The organism is Paraburkholderia phenazinium (genome assembly GCF_900141745.1).
In the GTDB taxonomy this organism is placed as follows: Bacteria; Pseudomonadota; Gammaproteobacteria; order Burkholderiales; family Burkholderiaceae; genus Paraburkholderia; species Paraburkholderia phenazinium_B.
The window spans coordinates 3,351,884-3,373,912 of the sequence record NZ_FSRM01000001.1; the positions used below are offsets into that span (position 1 = coordinate 3,351,884).

General features: G+C 62.1%; 18 protein-coding genes and 1 riboswitch. Of the genes, 12 read left to right on the top strand and 6 right to left on the bottom strand.

Going from position 1 to position 22,029, the window contains the following annotated elements:
* The first annotated feature begins 152 nt into the window (after positions 1-152).
* Entirely contained in the window at positions 153-2,606 is a 2,454-nt protein-coding gene (locus BUS06_RS15115; protein ID WP_074265000.1) for an FUSC family protein, read from the top strand.
* A gap of 109 nt (positions 2,607-2,715) precedes the next feature.
* On the opposite strand, the gene BUS06_RS15120 is transcribed toward BUS06_RS15115, so the two are convergent.
* Both BUS06_RS15120 and BUS06_RS15125 read right to left on the bottom strand, forming a co-directional pair.
* Complete coding sequence (locus tag BUS06_RS15120; protein ID WP_074265001.1) at positions 2,716-2,910, bottom strand: hypothetical protein; 195 nt, start codon at positions 2,908-2,910, stop codon at positions 2,716-2,718.
* A gap of 144 nt (positions 2,911-3,054) precedes the next feature.
* A complete protein-coding gene (locus tag BUS06_RS15125) occupies positions 3,055-4,116 on the bottom strand; it encodes a saccharopine dehydrogenase family protein (protein ID WP_074265002.1) in 1,062 nt (353 codons plus the stop codon).
* A 160-nt stretch (positions 4,117-4,276) separates the two neighbouring features.
* Between BUS06_RS15125 and BUS06_RS15130 the strand changes: the two genes are divergently transcribed.
* From BUS06_RS15130 to BUS06_RS15145, 3 genes are all read left to right on the top strand, one after another.
* Positions 4,277-4,870, top strand: coding sequence for a TetR/AcrR family transcriptional regulator (locus BUS06_RS15130; protein WP_074265003.1), 594 nt, complete (start codon positions 4,277-4,279; stop codon positions 4,868-4,870).
* 647 nt (positions 4,871-5,517) lie between these two features.
* Positions 5,518-5,784 (top strand): hypothetical protein, encoded by a 267-nt coding sequence (locus tag BUS06_RS15135; RefSeq protein ID WP_074265004.1) that lies wholly within the window; start codon positions 5,518-5,520, stop codon positions 5,782-5,784.
* Positions 5,785-6,693: 909 nt separating this feature from the next.
* Positions 6,694-7,434 carry a transporter substrate-binding domain-containing protein gene (locus BUS06_RS15145; protein ID WP_074265006.1) on the top strand — a complete coding sequence of 247 codons (741 nt, stop codon included), beginning with the start codon at positions 6,694-6,696 and terminating at the stop codon, positions 7,432-7,434.
* Between the two features lie 56 nt (positions 7,435-7,490).
* Here BUS06_RS15145 and BUS06_RS15150 read toward each other — a convergent pair whose 3' ends face one another.
* Positions 7,491-7,958, bottom strand: coding sequence for an Lrp/AsnC family transcriptional regulator (locus BUS06_RS15150; protein WP_074265007.1), 468 nt, complete (start codon positions 7,956-7,958; stop codon positions 7,491-7,493).
* 131 nt (positions 7,959-8,089) lie between these two features.
* Here BUS06_RS15150 and BUS06_RS15155 point away from each other — a divergent pair, with 131 nt between their 5' ends.
* Positions 8,090-8,695, top strand: coding sequence for a cysteine dioxygenase family protein (locus BUS06_RS15155; RefSeq protein ID WP_074265008.1), 606 nt, complete (start codon positions 8,090-8,092; stop codon positions 8,693-8,695).
* Between the two features lie 55 nt (positions 8,696-8,750).
* On the opposite strand, the gene BUS06_RS15160 is transcribed toward BUS06_RS15155, so the two are convergent.
* Together BUS06_RS15160 and BUS06_RS15165 are read right to left on the bottom strand one after the other, a co-directional pair.
* A complete protein-coding gene (locus BUS06_RS15160) occupies positions 8,751-11,351 on the bottom strand; it encodes a mechanosensitive ion channel family protein (RefSeq protein WP_074265009.1) in 2,601 nt (866 codons plus the stop codon).
* Positions 11,352-11,508: 157 nt separating this feature from the next.
* Positions 11,509-11,967 carry a BCAL1086 family glycoprotein gene (locus BUS06_RS15165; protein ID WP_074266106.1) on the bottom strand — a complete coding sequence of 153 codons (459 nt, stop codon included), beginning with the start codon at positions 11,965-11,967 and terminating at the stop codon, positions 11,509-11,511.
* Between the two features lie 233 nt (positions 11,968-12,200).
* Here BUS06_RS15165 and BUS06_RS15170 point away from each other — a divergent pair, with 233 nt between their 5' ends.
* Together BUS06_RS15170 and BUS06_RS15175 are read left to right on the top strand one after the other, a co-directional pair.
* Positions 12,201-12,782, top strand: coding sequence for a DJ-1/PfpI family protein (locus BUS06_RS15170; RefSeq protein ID WP_074265010.1), 582 nt, complete (start codon positions 12,201-12,203; stop codon positions 12,780-12,782).
* 200 nt (positions 12,783-12,982) lie between these two features.
* Positions 12,983-13,309 carry a hypothetical protein gene (locus BUS06_RS15175; RefSeq protein WP_074265011.1) on the top strand — a complete coding sequence of 109 codons (327 nt, stop codon included), beginning with the start codon at positions 12,983-12,985 and terminating at the stop codon, positions 13,307-13,309.
* On the opposite strand, the gene BUS06_RS15180 is transcribed toward BUS06_RS15175, so the two are convergent.
* Positions 13,296-14,942: a sensor histidine kinase gene (locus BUS06_RS15180; protein WP_074265012.1), complete on the bottom strand. Its 1,647-nt coding sequence runs from the start codon at positions 14,940-14,942 to the stop codon at positions 13,296-13,298. The two genes, BUS06_RS15175 and BUS06_RS15180, sit on opposite strands and share 14 nt — an antisense overlap.
* Positions 14,943-15,165: 223 nt before the next feature.
* Positions 15,166-15,229, top strand: a riboswitch (Fluoride riboswitch).
* Positions 15,230-15,303: 74 nt separating this feature from the next.
* On the opposite strand from BUS06_RS15180, the gene crcB reads away from it, so the two are divergent.
* The 5 genes from crcB (at position 15,304) to BUS06_RS15200 (ending at position 22,029) form a co-directional block, all read left to right on the top strand.
* Positions 15,304-15,684 carry a fluoride efflux transporter CrcB gene (gene crcB / locus BUS06_RS15185; RefSeq protein ID WP_074265013.1) on the top strand — a complete coding sequence of 127 codons (381 nt, stop codon included), beginning with the start codon at positions 15,304-15,306 and terminating at the stop codon, positions 15,682-15,684.
* 574 nt (positions 15,685-16,258) lie between these two features.
* Positions 16,259-17,095: an IclR family transcriptional regulator gene (locus BUS06_RS15190; protein WP_074266107.1), complete on the top strand. Its 837-nt coding sequence runs from the start codon at positions 16,259-16,261 to the stop codon at positions 17,093-17,095.
* A 140-nt stretch (positions 17,096-17,235) separates the two neighbouring features.
* Positions 17,236-17,379, top strand: coding sequence for a hypothetical protein (locus BUS06_RS37845; RefSeq protein WP_167379390.1), 144 nt, complete (start codon positions 17,236-17,238; stop codon positions 17,377-17,379).
* Between the two features lie 109 nt (positions 17,380-17,488).
* A complete protein-coding gene (locus tag BUS06_RS15195) occupies positions 17,489-18,877 on the top strand; it encodes an MdtA/MuxA family multidrug efflux RND transporter periplasmic adaptor subunit (RefSeq protein WP_074265014.1) in 1,389 nt (462 codons plus the stop codon).
* A 17-nt stretch (positions 18,878-18,894) separates the two neighbouring features.
* Positions 18,895-22,029, top strand: coding sequence for an MdtB/MuxB family multidrug efflux RND transporter permease subunit (locus BUS06_RS15200; RefSeq protein ID WP_074265015.1), 3,135 nt, complete (start codon positions 18,895-18,897; stop codon positions 22,027-22,029).

The window sequence follows — 22,029 nt, forward strand, 5'->3', positions numbered from 1 at the left end:
CCTTGAGAGACAGCATAACAAACGCATCCACGCGACGAAACCTGGCCGAACGGACGAGGTCAGTTGAGCCCTAAAATCAGTTAGACTCATCATCGGTTTAGGGCTTCCCTGCAGCCTCATTTTTGTCGTGGTACGCAAACTCCAGGCAGTCGATGCGCTATTCGGTCGAGATCAAAAAATTCCTATATAGCCAGTACTTTTATGGCGGCCTGCGGATCGCGGTCGGCGTGTCGTTACCGGCTATCGTGTGCCTGCTTCTGTTTCATAACCAGGAGCTAGGCTTCACGATCGCGACCGGCGCGCTCGGCGCGTGCGTGGTCGATATGCCGGGGCCGCTCAAGTACAAGCACAACGAAATGCTGGCGTGCAGCGTGATCGGCTTTCTGTCCGCGCTCGCTACCGGCATCGCCACCGTCAACCCGGTGGCGCTGTGGTGCACCGTGGTGCCGCTGACCTTCGTGCTGTCGCTGATCGTCGTGTACGGCAACCGCTGGCCGCAGATCAGCTTCGCTACGCTCTTCATGATGATCATGACGCTTGAAGAGCACTTCACGCCGCTACAGGCGCTCGTCAATGCGGCGTGGATTCTGGCGGGCGGCCTCTGGTACACCTACTGGTCCACGTTCGTCAGCCGCTGGCAACTGCATCGTATCGAACAGCAGGCGCTCGCCGAAAGCGTGTTCGCCTGCGCGGACTACCTGCTCGCGCGCTCCGACTTCTACGATCTCGAGAACGACCTCGACGACTGCTACCGCAATCTGGTCGCCCGGCAAATCGCCGCGGTCGAACGTCAGGACGCCGCCCGCGACATCGTGCTGCGCAACCTGCCCAAGCTCAAGAGCGGCAAGCTCGAACCGCGCCGCGCCATGCTCTTCAACCTGTTCATCAATACGGTGGATCTCCACGAGCTATTCGTGGGCGCGCATACCGATTACCCCATGGTGCGCAACACGTTCGGCGGCTCGGACATGCTCACCTTCTATCGCGACCTGATCCGCAAGGCCGCCTCCGACCTGGAAGAAATCGGCCTTGCCGTCCTGCAGAATCACCCGCCGCGCAGCCGCATCAACGTGAAGGCCGAATTGCGCGCCATCGAGTTCGAGATCGAACTGATGCGCAAGCACGATATGCCGGCGAAAAATCCCGAGGCCTATTCGGCGGTCTCGGCTACGTTCAGGCGTCTGTGGAGCGCGACACGGCTGATCGACAAGATGCGCCAGAGCCTCTCCAGCGAGGCGCGCACCACGGAAACCGAACTTCGTCTGGACCAGGCGCTGTCTCGCTTCGTATCGAGCCGGCGCGTGCCGTTCGGGCAGATCTTCTCGAACCTGACCATGGCTTCGCCGAGCTTTCGTCACGCGCTGCGCGTGACGATTGCGGTGGCTATCGGTTTCTGGCTCGGGCGGCTGTTGCCGCTCACCAATGCGTACTGGATCGTGATGACCACCGTCATCATCCTGAAGCCAGGCTATTCGCTGACCAAGCAGCGCAACGGACAGCGGATTATCGGCACGCTGATCGGCTGTGCGGCGAGTATCGCGCTGATGGTGTTCGTCAAGAGTCCGCACATTCTGCTCGTCGTGATGTTCGCCTCGATGGTGATGAGCTACAGCCTCCTGCTGTTCAACTACGCCGCGAGCGTCGTGTTCACCTCGGCGTATGTGCTGCTGATGTTCCACCTGCTCGCGCCGGGCAGCATGCGGATCATCGGCGAACGGGCTATCGATACCGTGATCGGCTGTGCCATCGCGATTGCCGCCAGTCATCTGTTCCCCTACTGGGAATACCGGCTGATGGGCAAGCTCGTCAACAGCATGATTGCCGCCACCCGTCAGTATCTCGAAGCAAGCTGGTGGTGGAGCGGCAAGCCCACGACCGTCGCCACCGAGGTGGTGACGGAAGCCGGTGCGCGGGCGCCCGCTGCGGCGATGGCCGATCCGTCGGCGAGTCCCGTGGCTGCCAGCTTTGGTACAGCGGGATTCGGCGGCGCCAACTTTGGCACAGCGCAGCTTGCTGCGGTTGGGGCGAACGGCAACGGCGCAACCAGCACTGCGGCTGCGGCGGCTGCCGCGGCTCCAGCCGCCACGTCCGCCGCTTCAGCCGCAGCCGTCGCGCTCGAACGCGACTACCGCTACCGTCTCGCCCGCAAGAACGTGCACGTCGCGTTCGCCAATCTGGGACAGGCGTTCCAGCGCATGATGCTCGAGCCCAAGACAGCGCAAAAGTTCGTCCCTGAACTGAATGACCTGCTAGTGCGCAGTCACGTGCTGGCCTCGCAGATCACAGCAGCGGCGCCGTTGTTGCGCACCTCGGCGCAGCAGCCGGAAAGCGTCTCCCTGCAGCCGCTACAACGCGTACTGAGTGTCGTCCGGGACAATCTTACGGAAGCCGAGGCAGGCACCGCACCGCCCGCGAATCAGGCCGACTTGACCAAACAGCTTGCGCGCGATCTCGATGAGATGGTGATCGAGGCTGAGAAATCGGCAGACTATCCGGCGGAGGCCGTGCATGAGCTGAAACTGCTGTCGCATCAATGCAAGCAGATGCTCACGGCCGCGAATCTGATCCGTAGGGATGCCAGCGTGATTCGTCTGCCGGACGCATAGGTCGATAGGCCGCATCCGCCAGCGACCAAGGTGACACGCCGGTTGTGCTCTCCCACAGCGAAAGCGAAGTGCAGCCGCCAACGAAAGCGCGGCGGTGCCGCGCAGCGCTTCACTGCGATGCGCCGCTCGCACCGGCAGCCGCCGCTGCGGCCGAGGCGACGCTGGGCGCCACGGCGTTTTCACGGTCGAATTCGCGCTTTCCACTGATCGCGTTGTACAACAGCGTGGCAATCACAACCAGGACTGCGATCACGATAAACACGGCGATGCCAAAGGTCGGGTTCTTCTTGCGCGGTTCGTTCATGAGGCAGCTCGACTCTCGTGTAAATGAATGACCAGGAAGCCTGGCATTCTACGCCCACCCGGCTTGCGCGGGGCTTGCGGAATACGCCCTTCTCTGATGAGTCGCGGTTTCTGCGCGCCGGCTCGATAGCGAATGTGGCCCCTGTCATTGCCGTTCGCGCACACCCGTTCCCATCTCGAATATCGGGCTCGGCACCGCTTCATGGGACACCGTCACCGTGTCGAGCGCCGCAAGAAAATCCCTCACATCGAACAGTTCTCCAAGGCTTGCGACGCCGCCCCGCAACACGCCCTTGCCGCTCAGCAAACGCTCAGTCGCCTCGACGACAATCGGTGCGCTCACCGCATAGATGTCACGCCCCGTCGCGGTGACACGGCGCGTCACTCCACCCTGCGCGATCACGATGTCCACAACGAATTGTTGAGCCGACCGCCCCTGCTCATCATGCGCGCGAGGTGCGGGTGTATTCGGATCGCGAATGTCACGCAGGGCCGAAACAGCGAGCCAGGACTCGACGGTGTCAACATCCAGATGACGCGAGACCGTGAGCACCTCCGTAAAGGGAAGCATCATGACGTCCATGTTGCCGAACGGCGATGGAAATGACCACACGCCTTCGGGTACAGGCTGCGGTACAGGCGCCAGTGTTCCCTGCCCCTGGATAAGCCGTGTCGCGCGATTGCGTGCGCCCGTGAGGCGTGTTCCAGGCGTCGGATGCCAACTGTCCAGACCGATGGCGATATCCACCCTGTCGAGCCGCTTGTCTTTGTCTGCGGTTGCCGTAACGAGCAGATCGGCGAGCCCGCCGTAAAACGCCGCTGCAGGGATAAGCGTCACGCCAGCAGCGCGTGCCCGCGTGTCGCGATGCTCGATCAACGCCTGGAGCGCGGCCTGTTCCGCCGTCACGTCGAGATAAGGGATCCCGGCGCGCAACGCAGCATCGACGACCGGCAACGCCGTATCGAGAAAAGGGCCCGCGCAGTTGATAACGGCGTCCGTGCCGCGAAGCGCCGAGTCGAGTTGTTCAGGGTCATCGACTGCTGCCACTCGGAATGGAGTCGAGTCCCGCACGCTGCTTTGCGTCAAGCGCGCCGCGTTACGCCCTATCCGCACCACGCCAAAGCCACGCCGCATCAATTCCGCAACAACAAAGCTCCCCGTGTGGCCTGTGGCCCCGTAAACCGCAACAGTCATTCGATTATTCATGATGGACTTCACTCCTCGTCAGATTTGACAACGATACAGACCTGTCTGTTTTATAATACAGGTCCGTAGCGTCGTCAATACAGATCTGTAGCGCCATTCACTACCGGCTGCTATGATCAAACCCTGTTGCAGCAAAGAAACTCTTCGAGGTTGAGCCCGAATGAACAAGCGAGAACAAGCGCGCACGCTCGCACCTGACACGCGCGAGCGCATTCTGCGAACCGCCAGCGAGCTTTTCTATCGCGAGGGGACGCGCGCAGTGGGCGTCGACCTTATCGTGGAGCGTGCCGGCGTCGCCAAGACGAGCCTGTATCGTCACTTCGGAACGAAGGACGACCTGATCGAGGCCTTTCTTCTGCTTGAGGACGAAGACTTCTGGCAGCATTGGGACACGGTTGCGGCGCAGCACAAAGGGGCGCCGCGCGAGGAACTGGACGCACAGCTCCAATGGATCGGCGAACGCATTGCGCGTCCGGGCTATCGCGGCTGCCCGCAGATCAACATTGCCGCGGAATATGCCGACGAGAACCATCCGGCGCGCAAGGTCGCGGTGGCGCACAAGCGAGAATTGCGCCGGCGGCTCGGGGAACTGGCACACGCCTTACGCGTCGACGAGCCGGAGACTTTCGCTTTACGGCTGGGCACGATCATTGACGGCGCACTCAGCAGCGGACAGGCGCTGCACGCAGAGGGGCCTGTCCGGTTCCTGCAGGAACTGGCACACCTTCTGATTCCGAAAAAAGGCAGGAAGTAACTCGCCCGGCGTGTCTTACGAAACCATCGGTTTGCCTGGACGAGCGATGCATCCCTTTTGTTTCCCGCGCTTGATTTTGTATTGTGCGTGGCGGCGGACAACTATAACGATCCAGATCAATGGCGTATCCCATATGTCGTCCTCTTCGACATCTTTTTTCCAAGGTTAGCTAACTAAAACTTCGCTTCCCGCCGCGCGCAGAATTTCGCGACTTTACTTACGGCGGATTACCAGAACCGCTATCGCTTCTGTCGCTCGGTAGAATGCTATTGCGCTGCTTCACTCCCTCGTAGCGGCGCGGTTTTTCTCAACATATGTGTTAAGGCCCGCTCCCAGCGGGCCTCTTTTTTTGTAACGGCACAAAGCCGCGAAGACTGTAGCACTAGCGTAGTCATTTCCTGACAGATTTATCAGGAACCTCTCGAACGATGTCGTGCTAACTTTGGCAAAAATAGCTGATTAAAAAATTATAAAAAGCACTCCGAATCGTAAATCGCACTTCTATTCGTGTGCAGGCCATTTAAACAGCTTCTTTATTCATACGTAACCGGCTTCATTCGACCCATAGATCGTTTGGACCGCCGGGCCTTAGCAGTTGAGTTAAATCGATTCGCTTGTGCGAGTCGGCTGATCGAAACGGAGGACATGTGGACAGGACCAACTTCTTCTACTCCTATCGTGGATATGTCGTGTGCTGCGCCGCTGTTCGAAAAGACTCAGGCGCCTTTCGCGCGATCACGGAGATCGGTCGCTTTCACTGCGACTCCCCGCTCATTGTCGAGCACTCACCCTACAACGTCCTGTTTCTGGAGAGCCGTCAGGCGATCTACTACATGCTCAGGTGGGCAGAAGACTTGATTGACGACGTGCTCGAGAACCGCCACAGCGCGGAGAGAGTCGCCTTTTCAAGGTGATTGAGAAGAGGTACCCGTTGAAACATTATCTGTCTCCCGGCGCGGCCGCATCTTCGGCCATCCTGCGCCAGCGACCGCGGCGTGCACGCTACCCTATTCGCCCGCGCTGGCCCGCGCTGATTCATCGCTGGCGGAACGTGCCCGACTCTCAGCCGCTTGCCGTCTTTCGCTTGCTGATCACGCCAGACGGTCGAACCCAGCCGTCCGTTTTCCGCACAGATGATGCGTCCCGAGACGCACGCGCTTTTCCCACTGACTCAGCTCCGGATTTCACCAAACTCGACGTCGGTGTGCTTGTCCAGATATGCGATGCATCGGACGCACCTAACGGTGTCGGCGCGCTTGCAAACGGGAGCCGCGTCGCCGCTGGCAACGATGACGACAACGTGCAGTCCGAGTTGCCTGTTGCGAACGGTGCGGGACTGCCGTGACCAGGCGCCACGGCGTTCTCCGTTCGCGCGTTATTGGCTTGTTGCCGACGTGTAACCTCGGGAAAGTTAGATGATCAAACCGTCAGGTGTGTGAATTCATTCGCTGTGCTACGTTGTCACAGACGACATTCAGAGTCCCTCCATGTACCAGGCCACGACAAAGTGTTACTACCGCGGCTACGTGATTTATTGCGCAATCACTCGAGGAAAGTTCGGCGGTTATCTGGCGGCGGTTTCCATTGATCGGGGAGACGTCAGAAACCCGTCCTCGATCAGTTACGCGCCTCGCCATGTACTGTTTCAGAACGAGAATGAAGCGACCTATTTCGTGCTTCATTGGGCCGAACGTCGAATCGATAACCTGAGCGCAAGCGACCTTTATCAGTTAGGTAACCGAACAAAATCATCTGTTTCGCAAAGGAAGTAGAATTGTCGGTCGCCCGACTTCGACCCATCTGCTTCCTTCTGCGAGAACACAATGAACGTCACGATCGCGTACATAGAAGAACCTCCGTTCGGCTGGACCGATTCGGTGCAAGCTGCGACCGGCGCGGACATTGAACTCGCGGAAGCGGTTCTCACGGCGATCGGGGTCACGCATATCGACTACCACCTGACGACCTTCAACGAACTGCTACCCGGCGTCGAGGCGGGTCGCTGGGATATGAATGTCCCGCTCTTCGTTACACCTGAGCGCGCCGCGCACGTCGCATTCAGCTTGCCGGTCTGGGGCATCGGCGACGGATTTCTGGTCCGGGCGGGCAATCCGAAATCGCTCGATAGCTATGCCTCTGTAGCGGCAATGGATGATGCGCGCCTTGGGATCATCGCCGGACAGGTGCAACACGAGTCGGCGAGAGCGTCCGGCGTGCGAGAAGATCAATTCGTTATCTTCGACGAGCAGCCTGAGGCGATCGAGGCGCTGCGCTCGGGTGCAATCGATGCGTACGCGAGTACCGCGTTAGGGAACCGCATTTTGTCGGCCCGCATTGGCGGCGGGGAATTCGATGCCGTGGCACACGTCCCTGCTGATGGCGACGGACAACGCTCTCCGGTCGGCGCGTTTTCCTTCAACAAGGGCAATGATCGGCTGCGCGACGCGGTCAACGAACAACTTCGCTCATACTTGGGCTCCGCCGATCATCGGACCCGTATGGCGAAATACGGTCTGACGGACAAGGAGATTGACCCGGCACTTGCCCTCATGCGTATCAACTAAAGAACCGGCTGGACCGGTGCGGCAACGCCGTAGGCAGCGTGACCATAAACCGGCCGCTACCCCGTATACCTCACCGGCAGCGCCGTCGAATACTTGATCTGCTCCATCGCAAAGCTCGAGCTCACGTCATACAACGGCACAGCGCCAATCAACAGTTTGTATACCCGGTCGTAATCGTCGATATCCGACACCACCACCCGCAGCAGATAGTCGGTCTCGCCACTCATCCGGTACACCTCGACCACCTCGGGAATCGCCTGCACGGCGCGCGTAAATGTGGCGGCCCATTCTTCCGTGTGCTGGTTGGTCCGCACCGCGACGAACACCGTCGTGCCCACCCCAAGCTTGCGCGCGTCGCATAGCGCGACCTGGGCACGGATCACACCCGCTTCCTTGAGCCGCTGAAGCCGCTTCCAGCACGGCGTCTGCGACAGGTTCACGCGCTGCGCCAGTTCGGCGATCGGCATGGTCGCGTCGACCTGGAGCAACTCGAGCAGCTTGCGATCGATGATATCCATTCCCATACACACCCCCATCTAGAAAATTATTCTACTTTTTCGATTTCAAGGGGAATTATATGAAAACTCTTTCTCCGCGCAAACCGGTATAAATATCCCGATCCGATAACCGAATTCAAGCGCCTGAACAGCCCTTTATGAGCCACGAGACCTACCTGTCGCCCGCCGACCACTCCCCGCGAACGCTGGAACGCCTGTGCAACGCGCTCGACGCCGCCTTCGCGCAGTCCGCCGATGCTGCCGACCCGTCGCAACGCGCGGCGTTTGCACGTAGCATCCGCACGGCACTCGCCGAGGCCGCGGCAGACCCGGCGCTGCTCGCGCCGGCTCAGCGTGAGGGATCTGCAGAGTCGTACCGGCGTCATCTGCTGGCGGCGGATCCGCACGGCCGTTATGCCATCGCCGCACTGGTCTGGATGCCTGGGCAGGCAAGCCCCGTTCATGCCCATCGGACGTGGTGCGGTTATGCCGTGCTCGACGGCGCCTTGTCGGAGACGGTGTACGAGTGGAACGAGTCACAGCAGCGAGCCAGCGAAACCCGCTCACATCCGCGCGCGAGCGGTGCCGTGTCGTTTGTGCGGGCCGGATACAGTGGCATCCATCGGCTGGGCAATGCTAGCGACGCCCCCGCCGTCTCGCTGCATATCTACGGGGTCGAAGGATCCCAGATCGGCACCCACGTGAACGATCTGCTCGAGGTCGGCGATCGCGCACTACCCGTGGTGGAACCCGCGGTCGCCTGAGACGGCCCTAAGCCCCTCAGAGCACTCCGCCCTCCCTAAGACGCCAAACGCGCGTCTAACTTTTCCCCGCATCACCCGCGGTGGGAATCTGAGGTGCAACCGGCGCAGTGCCGGTTGACGGCGGCGCCGGCCGCGGTTCGTGCGAGACGTCCCGCGCCCCTGCCACCGCCAACTCCGCTGGACGTCCGCTTTGCCCGCCGTGCACCGCATGAGCGTGCTCCGTGGTTTGAACATGCACGGGTGCTTCATCCTCCGGCAACGGCTGCCCTTCGCTATCCTTCGACGACGTGAAAATCCGCATCTGCGGCACTGGAATCTCGATACCGGCTTCATCCATCTTGCGCTTCAGCCGCAGGTTAAAAGCGCGTGCCACACTCCATTGCTGCAGCGGTCGCGTCTTGATCTGCCCTTTCACGACCATCCAGTTCGGGTCGAACCGGTCGAGCCCCCACACCTCGATCGGGCCGAGCATCTCACGCCGGTAACGAAAATCGGACATCAGGTCGGCACCCACTTCGCGAATCAGTTGGGTGACCTGATCGACGTCGGCCGAAAAACCCATCCGCACTTCGAACACCGCGTAGGCAAAATCGCGTGAGAGGTTCTTCACGATCTTGATCTGCGAGAACGGAATGGCATGGATTGCGCCCTGCCCGTCGCGCAGCCGCACGGTGCGAATCGACAGATGCTCGACCGTACCCGCATGGCCGCCGTCGACATCGATCCAGTCGCCCACCGAGATGGTGTCCTCGATGATGATGAAGAGGCCCGTGATCAGGTCGGTCACGAGCGACTGCGCGCCGAAGCCGATTGCCAGACCGATCACGCCCGCGCCGGCAAGCAGCGGCGTCACGTTGATGCCGAGATTCGCTGCGGTGACAATGCCGGCGATCGTGACGATGGTCACGAACAGCGCATTGCGCACCAGCGGCAGCATGGTGCGGGCACGCGTGCTCGCGTTGCGCGATTTGTTACGCGGACCACTCGGATTGAGCGCTTCGGTAATCGCCGTATCGATCAGAATCCACAGCAGCCAAGCAATAAACAGCGTGGCGAAAATCGCCATGACGGCGTGCGCGATACCCCGCGCCGCGACGTTTTCCTCGATCACACTGGCGAGCGACACGCCCCACAGCCGCGCTGCAAGTTCCAGAAACGCCAGCCAGATGAACAGCGTCACCAGCGTGCCCGCGAAGCGCAGCAGTCTCCTCAGATAAGGCGAGCGGCGATGCCTGCGAATATTGCGCGGCCGCGTTGCGCGCAACACGATGGCGGACATGAAGAACGCCAGCACCAGAAACAGCGCCGTCACCACCGAGATCTGCAGTACGTTCTCGTTCGAACCCGAACCACCGATCGTCGCAACCACCGACGCACTTGCCAGCACCAGCACGGGCACATGCCAGAGCGAGGCGAGCACGTCGAACGCGTCGGTCGCGGCCTTGTGATCATGCCGCGGCTCGTAAGCCCGATTGCGGATCAGATGCGCCACCGGCCGGCGAAACGCCAGCGCGAAATACCCGGTCAGCACGGCGGCCGTCATGTTCGCCACGGTCGATACCAGCTCGGACAGATTCGATCCGAGCTGATGGGACACGTCGTAGTTCACCGCGGCATCGCCCAGTGCGCCGCACACGCCGATCACAAACAGCAGACGGCGCGCATGCTCGATCAGCACGCGCACGGCGACACGCCGGTGGCCCGAGCCGAACAGCGAAAACATGATGAGGCAGATCGCAGAAAATATCGCGCCTGCGACGATGCCGTAGGCCACCACCATCCCCAGCGTGCGGCCGAGTGCGTCAGGCATGGCGCGCGCAAACACGAGCGCGGCAAGGAAGGCCACGATCCACGGACCGACCCGCCGCAGCGCGAAAACCAGCAGTTCGCCCGCGGACGGATTCGGCTTGAGCGTGGCATCCACGCCATAGCGCGTATGCAAGCGGCGCTGCAGATAGATCAGGACCCAGGCGCAGGCACCCCATCCCGCCAGCATCGCCACCATGTCCAAAAGGATCTTGCCGAAACTCTGCGGCCCCTGGCTCGAGACGATGGTGTAGAGCTCGTTACCGGCCGCGTTGAAGCGCCCAGCCCAATAGCGCAATGGCGTACGGCCCTGATGCACGCCGGATTCGAACGAAGCGATCCCCGAGGCGATCGCACCCAGCAAACCCGGACTCGGTTGAGCGGGCGCGGCCGGTGCGACATTGCGAGTGACGTCGCGCAGCTTCTTCAACTGGGTGACGAGTGCGGTGCGCTGACGATCGTTGTCGAGCGTCGAGATCACGCTGTCGAGCGAATGGGCCAGTTCGGCCTGGCTCGCAGGCGACGGGGCAGATGCGGCTTCAGCGGCCGATGCCGCCGAAGCCGGATTGGCGGTCGCGCTATTGATCAGACTCTGCAAAGCCGGGATCACCGGCCCCGCAGCGGCCTGCGCGGCAGCAGGGGTCCACGCGAAACACGCAAAGCACGCCAGCACGCTGACCCACAGGCCGACCGGCCACGTGGCCAGCCACGCGCGCGCTGTCCGCACGGCACCGCGGGGGAAAGGGTCGGAATCCAGACGACGGAAAAAATAAGAGGCAGTGCGAAATGCCCGTTGCCCGCCGGTAGACGGCGCAGCCCCGGACTCACACCACTGTTGGCATGACTTCATGGCAATCCGTGACAAAACGGGAGACGCCAAGTGTAGCCCTAGTTGCCGCGGGAACGGATTTGCATGCGTAACGGAATGTTAGAACGCTTGCGCTGCGCTCAATACGCCGCCGTCGCGATCTTGCGGATGAAGCGCGCCGATTACACGACGCTCCGCGTCATTTGTCCATTTGCTTTTGCGCGTCGCTGCTGTCGGTGTCGCTCGATGCAGCGGAGGCCGACGAAGCCGCCGTCGTCTGATCCGACCACTGTTGCAGCTTGCGTCCCGCGCTTTGCAGGCCGGCGCCCGTCAACGATGCTGCCTGGTTGAGCTCGGCGCTCGCCGAACTGGCCGCGCCCTGCAGATTGGCCTGCGCACCCGAGGCAAGAGCCGACGGATCGACGGTGATAGTCGGTGCCGAGGCCGACTCGATGTTCTGCTTCGCCGTATCGACCTGCTGACCGACGTAGCTCGCAGCCTGGTTAATCGCCTGGCCGGCTTGCTGCGTGGCGTCATCCATCTTGCCGGCAAGCTGCCCAGCCGAAGCGTTATTTTTCTGGCACGCAGCCAGCACGCCCAGCAGGAGCAAGGCGGCAGCAGCGCGGCGCACAACAGATCGGCGAGTGAAGAGTGTCATTGTGGGATTTGAACCGCGGTAAGCGGCTTCTGCATACGGAAACGGGCCCATGATACGCCCTCACGCGGATTGCCCCGCACCTCGGGCACCTGAAAGCCGGTACGCGCGAAGCGGCGCGCGCGGCAAGCGTACGCGCAGGCGCGCGTTGCACCGCCCGTCGCTGTACTGTCAAACACGTTGGAGTAGACTCGCTGAACGTTCGATGTGTTCCGCAGTTCAACTGGAGGCATACGATGGCAGCAAAGAAGATTCTGTTCCTGACAGGCGATTTCGCCGAGGATTACGAAACAATGGTGCCGTTTCAGGCATTGCAGGCCGTAGGCCACGTGGTCGACGCGGTATGCCCCGGCAAGTCGGCAGGCGATCGCATCAAGACGGCGATTCACGACTTCGAAGGCGACCAGACCTACACCGAAAAACCTGGCCATCAGTTCACGTTGAACGCGACCTTCGACGATGTCGATCCCGGCCAATACGATGCGCTGGCGATCGCGGGTGGCCGTGCGCCGGAATATCTGCGCCTGAACCAGAAGGTGATCGACATCGTGCGTCAGTTCGCAGAACAGCGTAAGCCGATCGCCGCGATCTGCCACGCGGCCCAGCTGCTGGCCGCCGCCGACGTCATTCGCGGCAAGCGGATTTCCGCCTATCCGGCCTGCGCGCCCGAAGTGAAGCTTGCCGGCGGCGACTACGCCGACATTCCAGTCGACGCGGCGATCACCGACGGCCACTTCGTCACCGCGCCCGCATGGCCGGCGCATCCCGAATGGCTGAGACAATTTCTAGTGGTACTCGGCACACGCATCGAGCTATAAGACCGCTTTACACGTCGGGGGGACAATCGCGCCGCCTCGACGTATCCGTCCTCCTCCTCCGGCATCCCTGCCAAAGCATTCAGATACTTCCCACAGCACCAGACTCTCGTATTGGATACGCCAATGCGTTTGAGACTAGTCCGATAGTTCGCAACGAATGGCTTTCCTATAGTCGACGGTTGACTTTGGAGCCCCTTTCGATGGAACTGACCGACTGGATCGTCATTCTCGCAGTCGCCCTCTTTGCGATTGCCTTCTACTGCCGCCGCGCACCCGCGCGCTGGTCGCTCGAGAACCGGGCACGCCGCTTCACCGCGACACGCCTGCTCGTGCAAGCCGCGCTGTCATTGTGGGCTGCGGTGCTGATTCTGGTGCGCGGCCTGTTCGCACTGGATGGCCTGCTGGGCATGCGCCCGGCACCCCACACGATCATCGTGGGCGCGCTCGTGCTGATCGCGTTTGGCTGTTACTGGTCGATTCGCGGCAGCAAGCTACTGAAGCCGCGCCGCATCTTCACCGCATACTGAGTCCCGACGCGACGGCCGTCAGCAACTCAGGCTCTTCGCGCGGCGTACGCAACTCCGCTTCCGGCAACGAAAGATAGAAAGTCGTGCCGACCCCTTCGGTCGACTCCGCCCATACGCGGCCCCCATGCCGCTCGACCACCCGGCGCACTAGCGCCAGCCCAATCCCCTCGCCGGTCGCGACGTTGCCGTGCAAGCGCTGAAAAGCGTTGAACAGGCGCGGTATCGCGACGGCCGGAATGCCAAGTCCGTTGTCTCTCACATAGAAAATGCGCAACGAATGCACGCCGGGCGGCGATGGCGTCGTACCGATTTCGACACGTCCTTCGCGCGCCGGATCGAGGTAGTTGATCGCGTTACCCACCAGATTCGCGAAGACCTGCTCAAGCGCGGTCGGATCGCCCCACACCGACGGCAGATCATGAACCAACACGCGCGCGCGCTTCGACCTGATCGACACCTGCATCGCGTCGATCACCCGCTGCACGATATCGCGCACCCGCACCTGCTGACGGCGGTACTCCACCCGTCCAACGCGCGAGAGCCGCAACAGCGCGTCGATGATATGCGAGGCCCGCAGCACGGCGGTTTGCAGGTAATGCAAAGCCTCACCGATGTCTTCGTCCACCAGCCGTTCGATATGCTGCCGCCGCTCAGGCGTGAGCGACGACTGCCGCACCGCGGCGCGCAGATCGTCGCACGCATGAATCAGTTCTTTCGAAAAGCCCTGCAGGTTGACGAGCGGCGCGCGCAGATCGTGCGACACGCTGTAGATGAACATCTCGTTTTCCTGGGTCTGCTGACGCAGCGTCTCGTTGATGGCCGCCAGTTCATTGGCGCGGCGCGCGAGGTCGGACTGGAAGCGCGCCTGGATGCGCTCCGCCTCGAGCAGGCGTCGGCTGGTTTCATGCAACGTCTGATCGAGCCGGGCGACCTCGTCGGAGCCGGAGTCGACCGGCGCCAGCGGCTCGTTGCTGGCCAGCCGGCCCGCGTTGTCCGACAGCAGCGCGAGGCGCCCGCGCACGCCGCGCGTAAAGAGCCACACAGCTAGCGCGACAAACAGCAGCGAACCGAGCACGGCAACCAGTACCAGCACCTGTTGCCGTTCACGCGTCGCTTCGGCCTCCGTAGAACGCTGCACATCGAGGAGACGTTCTTCGTTCTGGAATGCCGCGACCTGGGCGCGGAAGCGATCGAGCACGTCGGTACTCGCCAGCTCGCTGAAACGCTCGACGACGTCACGCCGGCGCCCCGAGCGCAACAGGTCCTGGACCCGGTCCGACCACTGCCGGTAGGCCTGCACCGATTGGCGGATTTGCTCAGTGCGCTCGACCTGGGCCGGATTGTCGGCGACCAGATCGTTCAACTGGTCGATGCGCCTGTCGATATCCATCCACAGCGCCACGGGCGTCGTGACGTCGACGCTGTTGCTGAGAACAGCCCCGCGCAGCCGCACCGACTCAAGCAACACCGGCTCCAGAATCGCCGAGGTCTGGCGCAGGACGTCCTCGCTATGGGCCGCCCAGCGCTCTTCCTGGGTGGTGTCCACCTGTGCCTTCACCAGCGCCGAGAGCAGCGCAAGCTCGAACACGGCCGGAATCGCGATCAGCAACAGCCCTTTGGTTGTCAGTCTCATGCGTACGCGCAGTAGTTCGAGAGCCCGGCAGGCCGCGCTGGGGACGGTACATTATGTCGGCGTTTTGCGTAGTTGACAAAGGCCGTCAATACGACGAGCCGCCAGGCAGCGTGGGAAGACCCGAAAGACGCGCGGGGCGTGACAAATCCATGCAAGTGGCATGAACGGCCCGGCGGAACCCGGCGCCCCCACCTGTCCCCACATGAGCGCGGCAATGATAAAATTGCGCGCTGGAGATGGCATTCTCCCTTAACCGCCCACGTGGGGCTGATGATGCCTGTTTGCCCGGATGTCTGCGGACGCAGCCGCGTCTGCGCTCATTCCGGTTTTGTCGACATTCCGACTTTGCCAGGCGTCTTCCATGTATTGGTCCATTTTGGCTGTGGGTATCGGCGGTGCATTGGGTTCGTTGTTCCGCTGGTTCCTCGGTATCCGTCTGAACGCGGTATTTCCCCTTCTCCCTCTCGGCACCCTTGCCGCTAATGTGATTGCCGGATACGTGATCGGCGTGGCCGTGGCCTTCTTCGGCCGCTGGCCGGGGCTGGCGCCCGAGTGGCGCCTGTTCGTGATCACCGGATTGATGGGCGGCCTGTCCACCTTCTCCACCTTCTCCGCCGAGGTGGTGCAGCGCATGCAGGAGGGACGCTTCGGCTGGGCCGCCAGCGAGATCGCCATCCACGTCGCAGCTTCTCTGCTAATGACGATTCTCGGAATCGCAACGGTATCGCTCGTGTCACGCTAGGCCGTACTGGGTCAACGCAAGCACGGTCAAGCCTCCCCACCGCAATCGCGCAGTGAAATGCATTGCGCATAACACCTCTTGCATACTGCAGAGCCGCGTCCCTAAGGGACGTCTACGGCCGCGTCTGGGCACACGCCAATCCTTACTGCGTGGACGAAAAAAAAGGCGCCACGTTGCCGTGGCGCCTTAAAAAGTTCTAGCCATTCCGAGGGCCGTGCTAGAACCTGAGAGAGGGGACTCGAAAGTGCCGCCGGCTGACGCCAGGCAGGTGTTCCATGCCGGAACGCCTTGCGGGCGCGGGCGTTGCTGTCACAGCAGCGCGGCCCAACCGTCGGGCGCAAGCCATGCGCGCGCCTTCCTTTCGAAATGAGATTCCATTTTTTACGGTTATGCTGACTAAGTCAAGCAAAATCTTACTGATTGGCAATCTGTCAAGTGTGTCCTTCTATTACAATGAATTATCGGATGAAATGGGGTCAGCGTGCATCGTTATGGTGCAGGTTCGGTGCTGCCGCCCATGGTTCGGCAAGGCAGTACAAGTTCGCAAATTGAAATGATGTTTCATAAAAATGAGATGACGCACGAATCCAAGCCCCCACGCGGTACCGAGGCCGCCAAAGAGAAAGATGGCTCAGGAGACGAAGTTACCGCACTTGCCCGCGGCCTCACTGTGCTGCGTTGCATCGCGGCCGCGGACGCGCCGCTCAGCAACCGTGAACTGACCGAACTCACCGGTATTCCCAAGCCAACCGTTTCGCGCATCACTGCGACGCTTGTCAGCGCGGGTTTTCTGTTTCGCCTGCAGGACAGCGAACGCTTCGTCCTCACCTCTTCCGTACTGGAGCTAAGCAACGGCTTTCTGCGCAACTTCGATATTCGCGCCCGCTCGCGGCCGTTCCTGATCGAACTCGCCGAGCGCACATCGTTGTCCGTCCATCTGGCGGTGCGCGACCGGCTCGACATGGTCGTCATCGACGCCATCAAACCGCGTTCCGCGGTGCTGGTGTCGCGCCTCGAGGTCGGCTCTCGGATGAACCTGAGCCGCACCGCCGTGGGCCGCGCCTATCTCGCCGTGCTGACGGAACCCGAGCGCGAGAAACTGCTGCTGGGATTGCAGGCTGCCGAGGGCGACGACTGGGGGCATATTAGCAATCGCCTCCAGCAGGCGCTGCAGGAAACGGCGGCTCACGGTTTCGCGATTGCAACCGGTGAATGGCACGACGGATTGAATGCCATCGCAGCCGGCTTCATCGGCCCATCGGGCGAGCGCTACGCGGTCAATTGCGGTGGCTCTGCCCACCAGTGTCCGCGCGACTGGCTGATGACACGCGCCGCCCCGCTGCTACTCGAATGCATTTCCAGAATCGCCCTCGAGATTGGCGGCACGCCAGGACGACGCCTCGATACCTGACGCGCTCCCGGGACCATCGTCCTGACGCCCCACCGGCGCGCTGCGGACCCGTATCACATGCAGCGGCCCGAGGGGTGTAACGCACGTAACCAATCGAAAAATACACCACTAGACGGTAGCGAAGCCAGGGACGTAGGATCATGCTTTCGCGAAGCTTGCTGCGTGCGACCCGCGGCATCCAGACAAGGAGCAACGAGTTCGATACGGCAGGTTTCACCACCCGCCTGACGATCGCATATCAGTCACGTATCGATCTCGCAACGGTCCCAATCACGGTCACGTAACGGCTTTGCATCAAGATCCTTTTCCCGCGTTTCGCGTCGTCCCGCGCAGAACCTCTGCGTTGTATTTCGCACGCCTGCCTAACTCCACGCCAGCCACCTGATCGAATCGATGGACGAACAACAAAAGCATCCGGAAACTTCACGCACATCCGCCCCGGCTCAGCAGCCGTCTGGCGCGACCAGCCAGTCGGGAAGCCGTGGCAAACGGCATCGGGGACGCACGATCGGCCTGATCGTCGCCGCGCTCGTCGTCGTGGGCATCGTGGTGTGGCGCTGGCATCCGTGGGGCGGCGCCCCGGCCGGCGGTGCGAGCGCGCAAAGCGAAGGGGGCGGCCGTCACGGCCGTGGTGGTGCTGGCGCGTTCGCCAACCAGCCGCAACCGGTGCACGTGGCAACGGCGACGCAAGGCGACATGCCTGTGGTGCTGACCGCGCTCGGCACGGTCACGCCGCTCGCTACCGTGACCGTACAGACCCAGTTGAGCGGTACGCTGCAAACGGTGGCGTTCCAGGAAGGCCAGATGGTCAAGAAGGACGACCTGCTCGCGCAGATCGACCCACGTCCCTATCAGATCTCGCTTGAAAACGCCCAGGGCGCGCTGGCGCGCGACCAGGCGCTGCTGCAGACCGCGCGCCTCGACCTGAAACGCTATCAGACACTGCTTGCGCAGGATTCGATCGCAAGCCAGCAGGTCGACACGCAGGCGTCGCTGGTGCAGCAATACATCGGCACCGTCAAGTCGGATCAGGCCAACATTGACACCTACAAGCTCGACCTGATCTACGCGCGCATCACGGCGCCCGTGTCGGGTCGCGTGGGTCTGCGCCAGGTCGACCCGGGCAACTACGTCACGCCCAACCTGACCAACGGCCTTGTCGTGATCACGCAACTGCAGCCGATCAGCGTGATCTTTACAGTCTCCGAAGACAGCTTGCCGCAGATCATGAAGCAGGTGCAAGCGGGCGCCAAGCTGTCGGTGACAGCCTACGACCGCAGCAACACCACATCGCTCGCAACCGGCGCGCTGGAGACGCTCGACAACCAGATCGACACCACCACCGGCACGCTCAAACTGCGCGCCATGTTCAACAACCCGGACAACCTGCTGTTCCCCAACCAGTTCGTCAACGCGCGCCTACTAGTGAATACGATTCACGACGCCGTGATCGTGCCGACTTCGGCTGTGCTGAACGGTTCGATGGGCCAGTTCGTCTATGTCGTGCAGCCCGACAATACGGTGACGGTGCGCCAGGTCAAGACCGGCCCGGTCGACGGTGAACGCACCAGCATCGCCTCCGGCCTGCAAGCGGGCGAACGCATCGTGATCGACGGCTCCGACCGCCTCAAGGAAGGTGCGAAGATCACCATTCCGGCCGACCGTCCGCTCGGCGCCTCCGGTGGACGCGGCGCCTCGGGCGCGCACGGTGCGTCGGCCCCATGGGGTGCTTCTGGCGCGCACCAGCATCATCACAGACACGCGGCGCAAGCTTCGGAATAAAGGCTGACTGAACCCGCATGAATCCATCCCGCGCCTTTATTCTGCGCCCGGTCGGCACCGCCCTTCTGATGGCGGCGATCATGCTGGTCGGGCTTGTCGCGCTGCACTTCCTGCCGCTCTCGGCGTTGCCGGAAGTCGACTATCCGACCATCCAGGTGCAGACCTTCTATCCGGGCGCGAGTCCGGATGTGATGACATCCTCGGTCACCGCGCCGCTCGAGCGGCAGTTCGGACAGATGCCGTCGTTGAATCAGATGTCGTCGCAAAGCTCAGCGGGTTCCTCGATCATCACGCTGCAGTTCAGCCTCGACCTGCCGCTCGATATCGCCGAGCAGGAGGTTCAGGCCGCCATCAACGCAGCGGGCAACCTGCTGCCGTCCGACCTGCCCGCGCCGCCGATCTACGCCAAGGTCAACCCGGCCGACGCGCCGATCATCACGCTCGCGCTCACTTCGCCCACCATGCCGTTGACGCAGGTGCAGGACCTGGCCGACACGCGTCTTGCACAGAAGATCTCGCAGGTGGCGGGCGTGGGTCTCGTGAGCCTGTCCGGCGGCCAGCGCCCTGCTGTACGGATTCAGGCCAATCCGCGCGCACTGGCTGCGTATGGCCTGAATCTGGACGATCTGCGCACCACCATTTCGAACCTGAACGTCAATACGCCGAAGGGCAATTTCGACGGTCCGACGCGCGCCTACACGATCAACGCTAACGACCAGCTGACTGATGCCGACGCCTACAAGAGCGCGGTGATCGCCTACAAGAACGGCCGGCCGGTGATGCTGACGGATGTCGCCAGCATCGTGCAGGGCGCGGAAAACACCAAGCTCGGCGCGTGGGTGGACTCGACGCCGGCCATCATCCTGAACGTGCAGCGCCAGCCGGGCGCGAACGTGATCCAGGTGGTCGACAGTATCAAGGCGCTGCTGCCTCAGTTGCAGGAGTCGTTGCCGGCTGCACTCAACGTGCGGATCGTCACTGACCGGACCACCACGATCCGCGCCTCGGTGCGCGACGTGCAGTTCGAACTGCTGATGTCGGTGGTGCTGGTGGTGCTGGTGATGTATCTGTTCCTCGCCAATGTCTACGCGACCATCATCCCGAGCCTGTCCGTGCCGCTCTCGCTGATCGGCACGCTGGCGGTGATGTATCTGTGCGGTTTCTCGCTCGACAACCTCTCGCTGATGGCGCTCACCATCGCGACCGGCTTCGTGGTCGACGACGCCATCGTGATGATCGAGAACATTGCGCGCTACGTCGAAGAAGGCGAGACGGCGCTCGAAGCAGCGCTCAAGGGCTCGAAGCAGATCGGCTTCACGATCATTTCGTTGACGGTGTCGCTGATCGCCGTGCTGATTCCGCTGCTGTTCATGGGCGACGTGGTGGGACGTCTGTTCCACGAGTTCGCCATCACGCTGGCCGTGACCATCGTGATCTCGGCGGTCGTATCGCTCACGCTCGTGCCGATGATGTGCGCGAAGCTGCTGCGTCACACGCCGCCGAAGGAAGCGCACCGCTTCGAAACCAAAGCGCACGCCTTTATCGATTACATCATCGCGCGCTATGCCGTCGCGCTGACGTGGGTGCTGAACCGCGAGGGCGCCACGCTGTTTGTCGCCGTGCTCACGCTGGTGCTGACGGCCGTGCTGTACGTCTTTATCCCGAAAGGCTTCTTCCCGGTTCAGGACACCGGCGTGATCCAGGCGATTACCCAGGCGCCGCAGTCGGTCTCATACGAATCGATGGCGCAGCGCCAGCAGGAGCTGGCCGCGCAGATCCTGAAGAATCCGGATGTGGAGAGCCTGACCTCGTTCATCGGCGTGGACGGCAACAACATCACGCTGAACAGCGGCCGCATGCTGATCAACCTGAAGCCGCGCGACGACCGCAGTCACACCGCGAGCGACGTGATCCGGCAACTGCAAAAGGACGTCGCGCACATTCCCGGCGCGTCGCTGTTCATGCAGCCGGTGCAGGACCTGACGATCGATGCGACGGTCAGCCCCACGCAGTATCAGTTCATGCTGACCGATCCGAACATCAACGAGTTTACGAGCTGGGTGCCCAAGCTGGTCGAGCGTCTGAAGCAGGCGCCGGAACTCGCGGACGTCGCCACTGACCTGCAGGCGAACGGTGAATCGGTCTTTGTGCAGATCGACCGCGCCACTGCCTCGCGCTACGGCATTACCCCGGCCACCGTCGACAACGCGTTATACGACGCGTTCGGCCAGCGCATCGTCTCGACGATCTTCACGCAGTCGAACCAGTACCGCGTGATTCTCGAGGCGGAGCCTAAGGTCCAGCACTACGCCGATTCGCTGAACGCGATCTACCTGCCCTCCTCCACGTCGACGACCGGCCAGGTGCAGTTATCGTCCATCGCGAAGTTCATCGAGCAGCCTGCGCCGTTGCTCGTCACCCACCTGAGCCAATTCCCGGCCACCACCGTGTCGTTCAACCTCGCGCCGGGTGCGTCGCTGGGTGCGGCCGTCAAGGCGATCAATCAGGCAGAGAAGGACGTGGGCCTGCCGGCCTCGTTCCAGACCCGCTTCCAGGGCGCGGCGCTGGCGTTTCAGGCGTCGCTCGCGAACGAGCTGTTCCTGATCCTCGCGGCAATCGTCACGATGTATATCGTGCTGGGCGTGCTGTACGAGAGCTTCATCCATCCGATCACGATTCTTTCGACGCTGCCGTCGGCCGGCGTCGGTGCGTTGCTGGCGCTGTTGATCACCGGACATGACCTCGACATCATCGGCATCATCGGCATCGTGCTGCTGATCGGTATCGTGAAGAAGAACGCCATCATGATGATCGACTTCGCGCTCGAAGCGGAACGCGAACAGGGCAAGCCGCCTCGCGAGGCGATCTACCAGGCCTGTCTGCTACGTTTCCGCCCGATCCTGATGACGACCATGGCGGCACTGCTCGGTGCCCTGCCGCTGATGCTCGGCACCGGCGCGGGTTCAGAACTGCGCCGTCCGCTCGGGATTGCGATTGCCGGCGGCCTGATCGTGAGCCAGTTGCTGACGCTGTTCACGACACCGGTGATCTATCTCGGATTCGACTCGCTGGCGCGACGCGTGCGGGCCCGTTTCCACCACGACGATCCCGGCCACAACGCACCGCCGCCCGCCACGGATGCGGGGAACTGA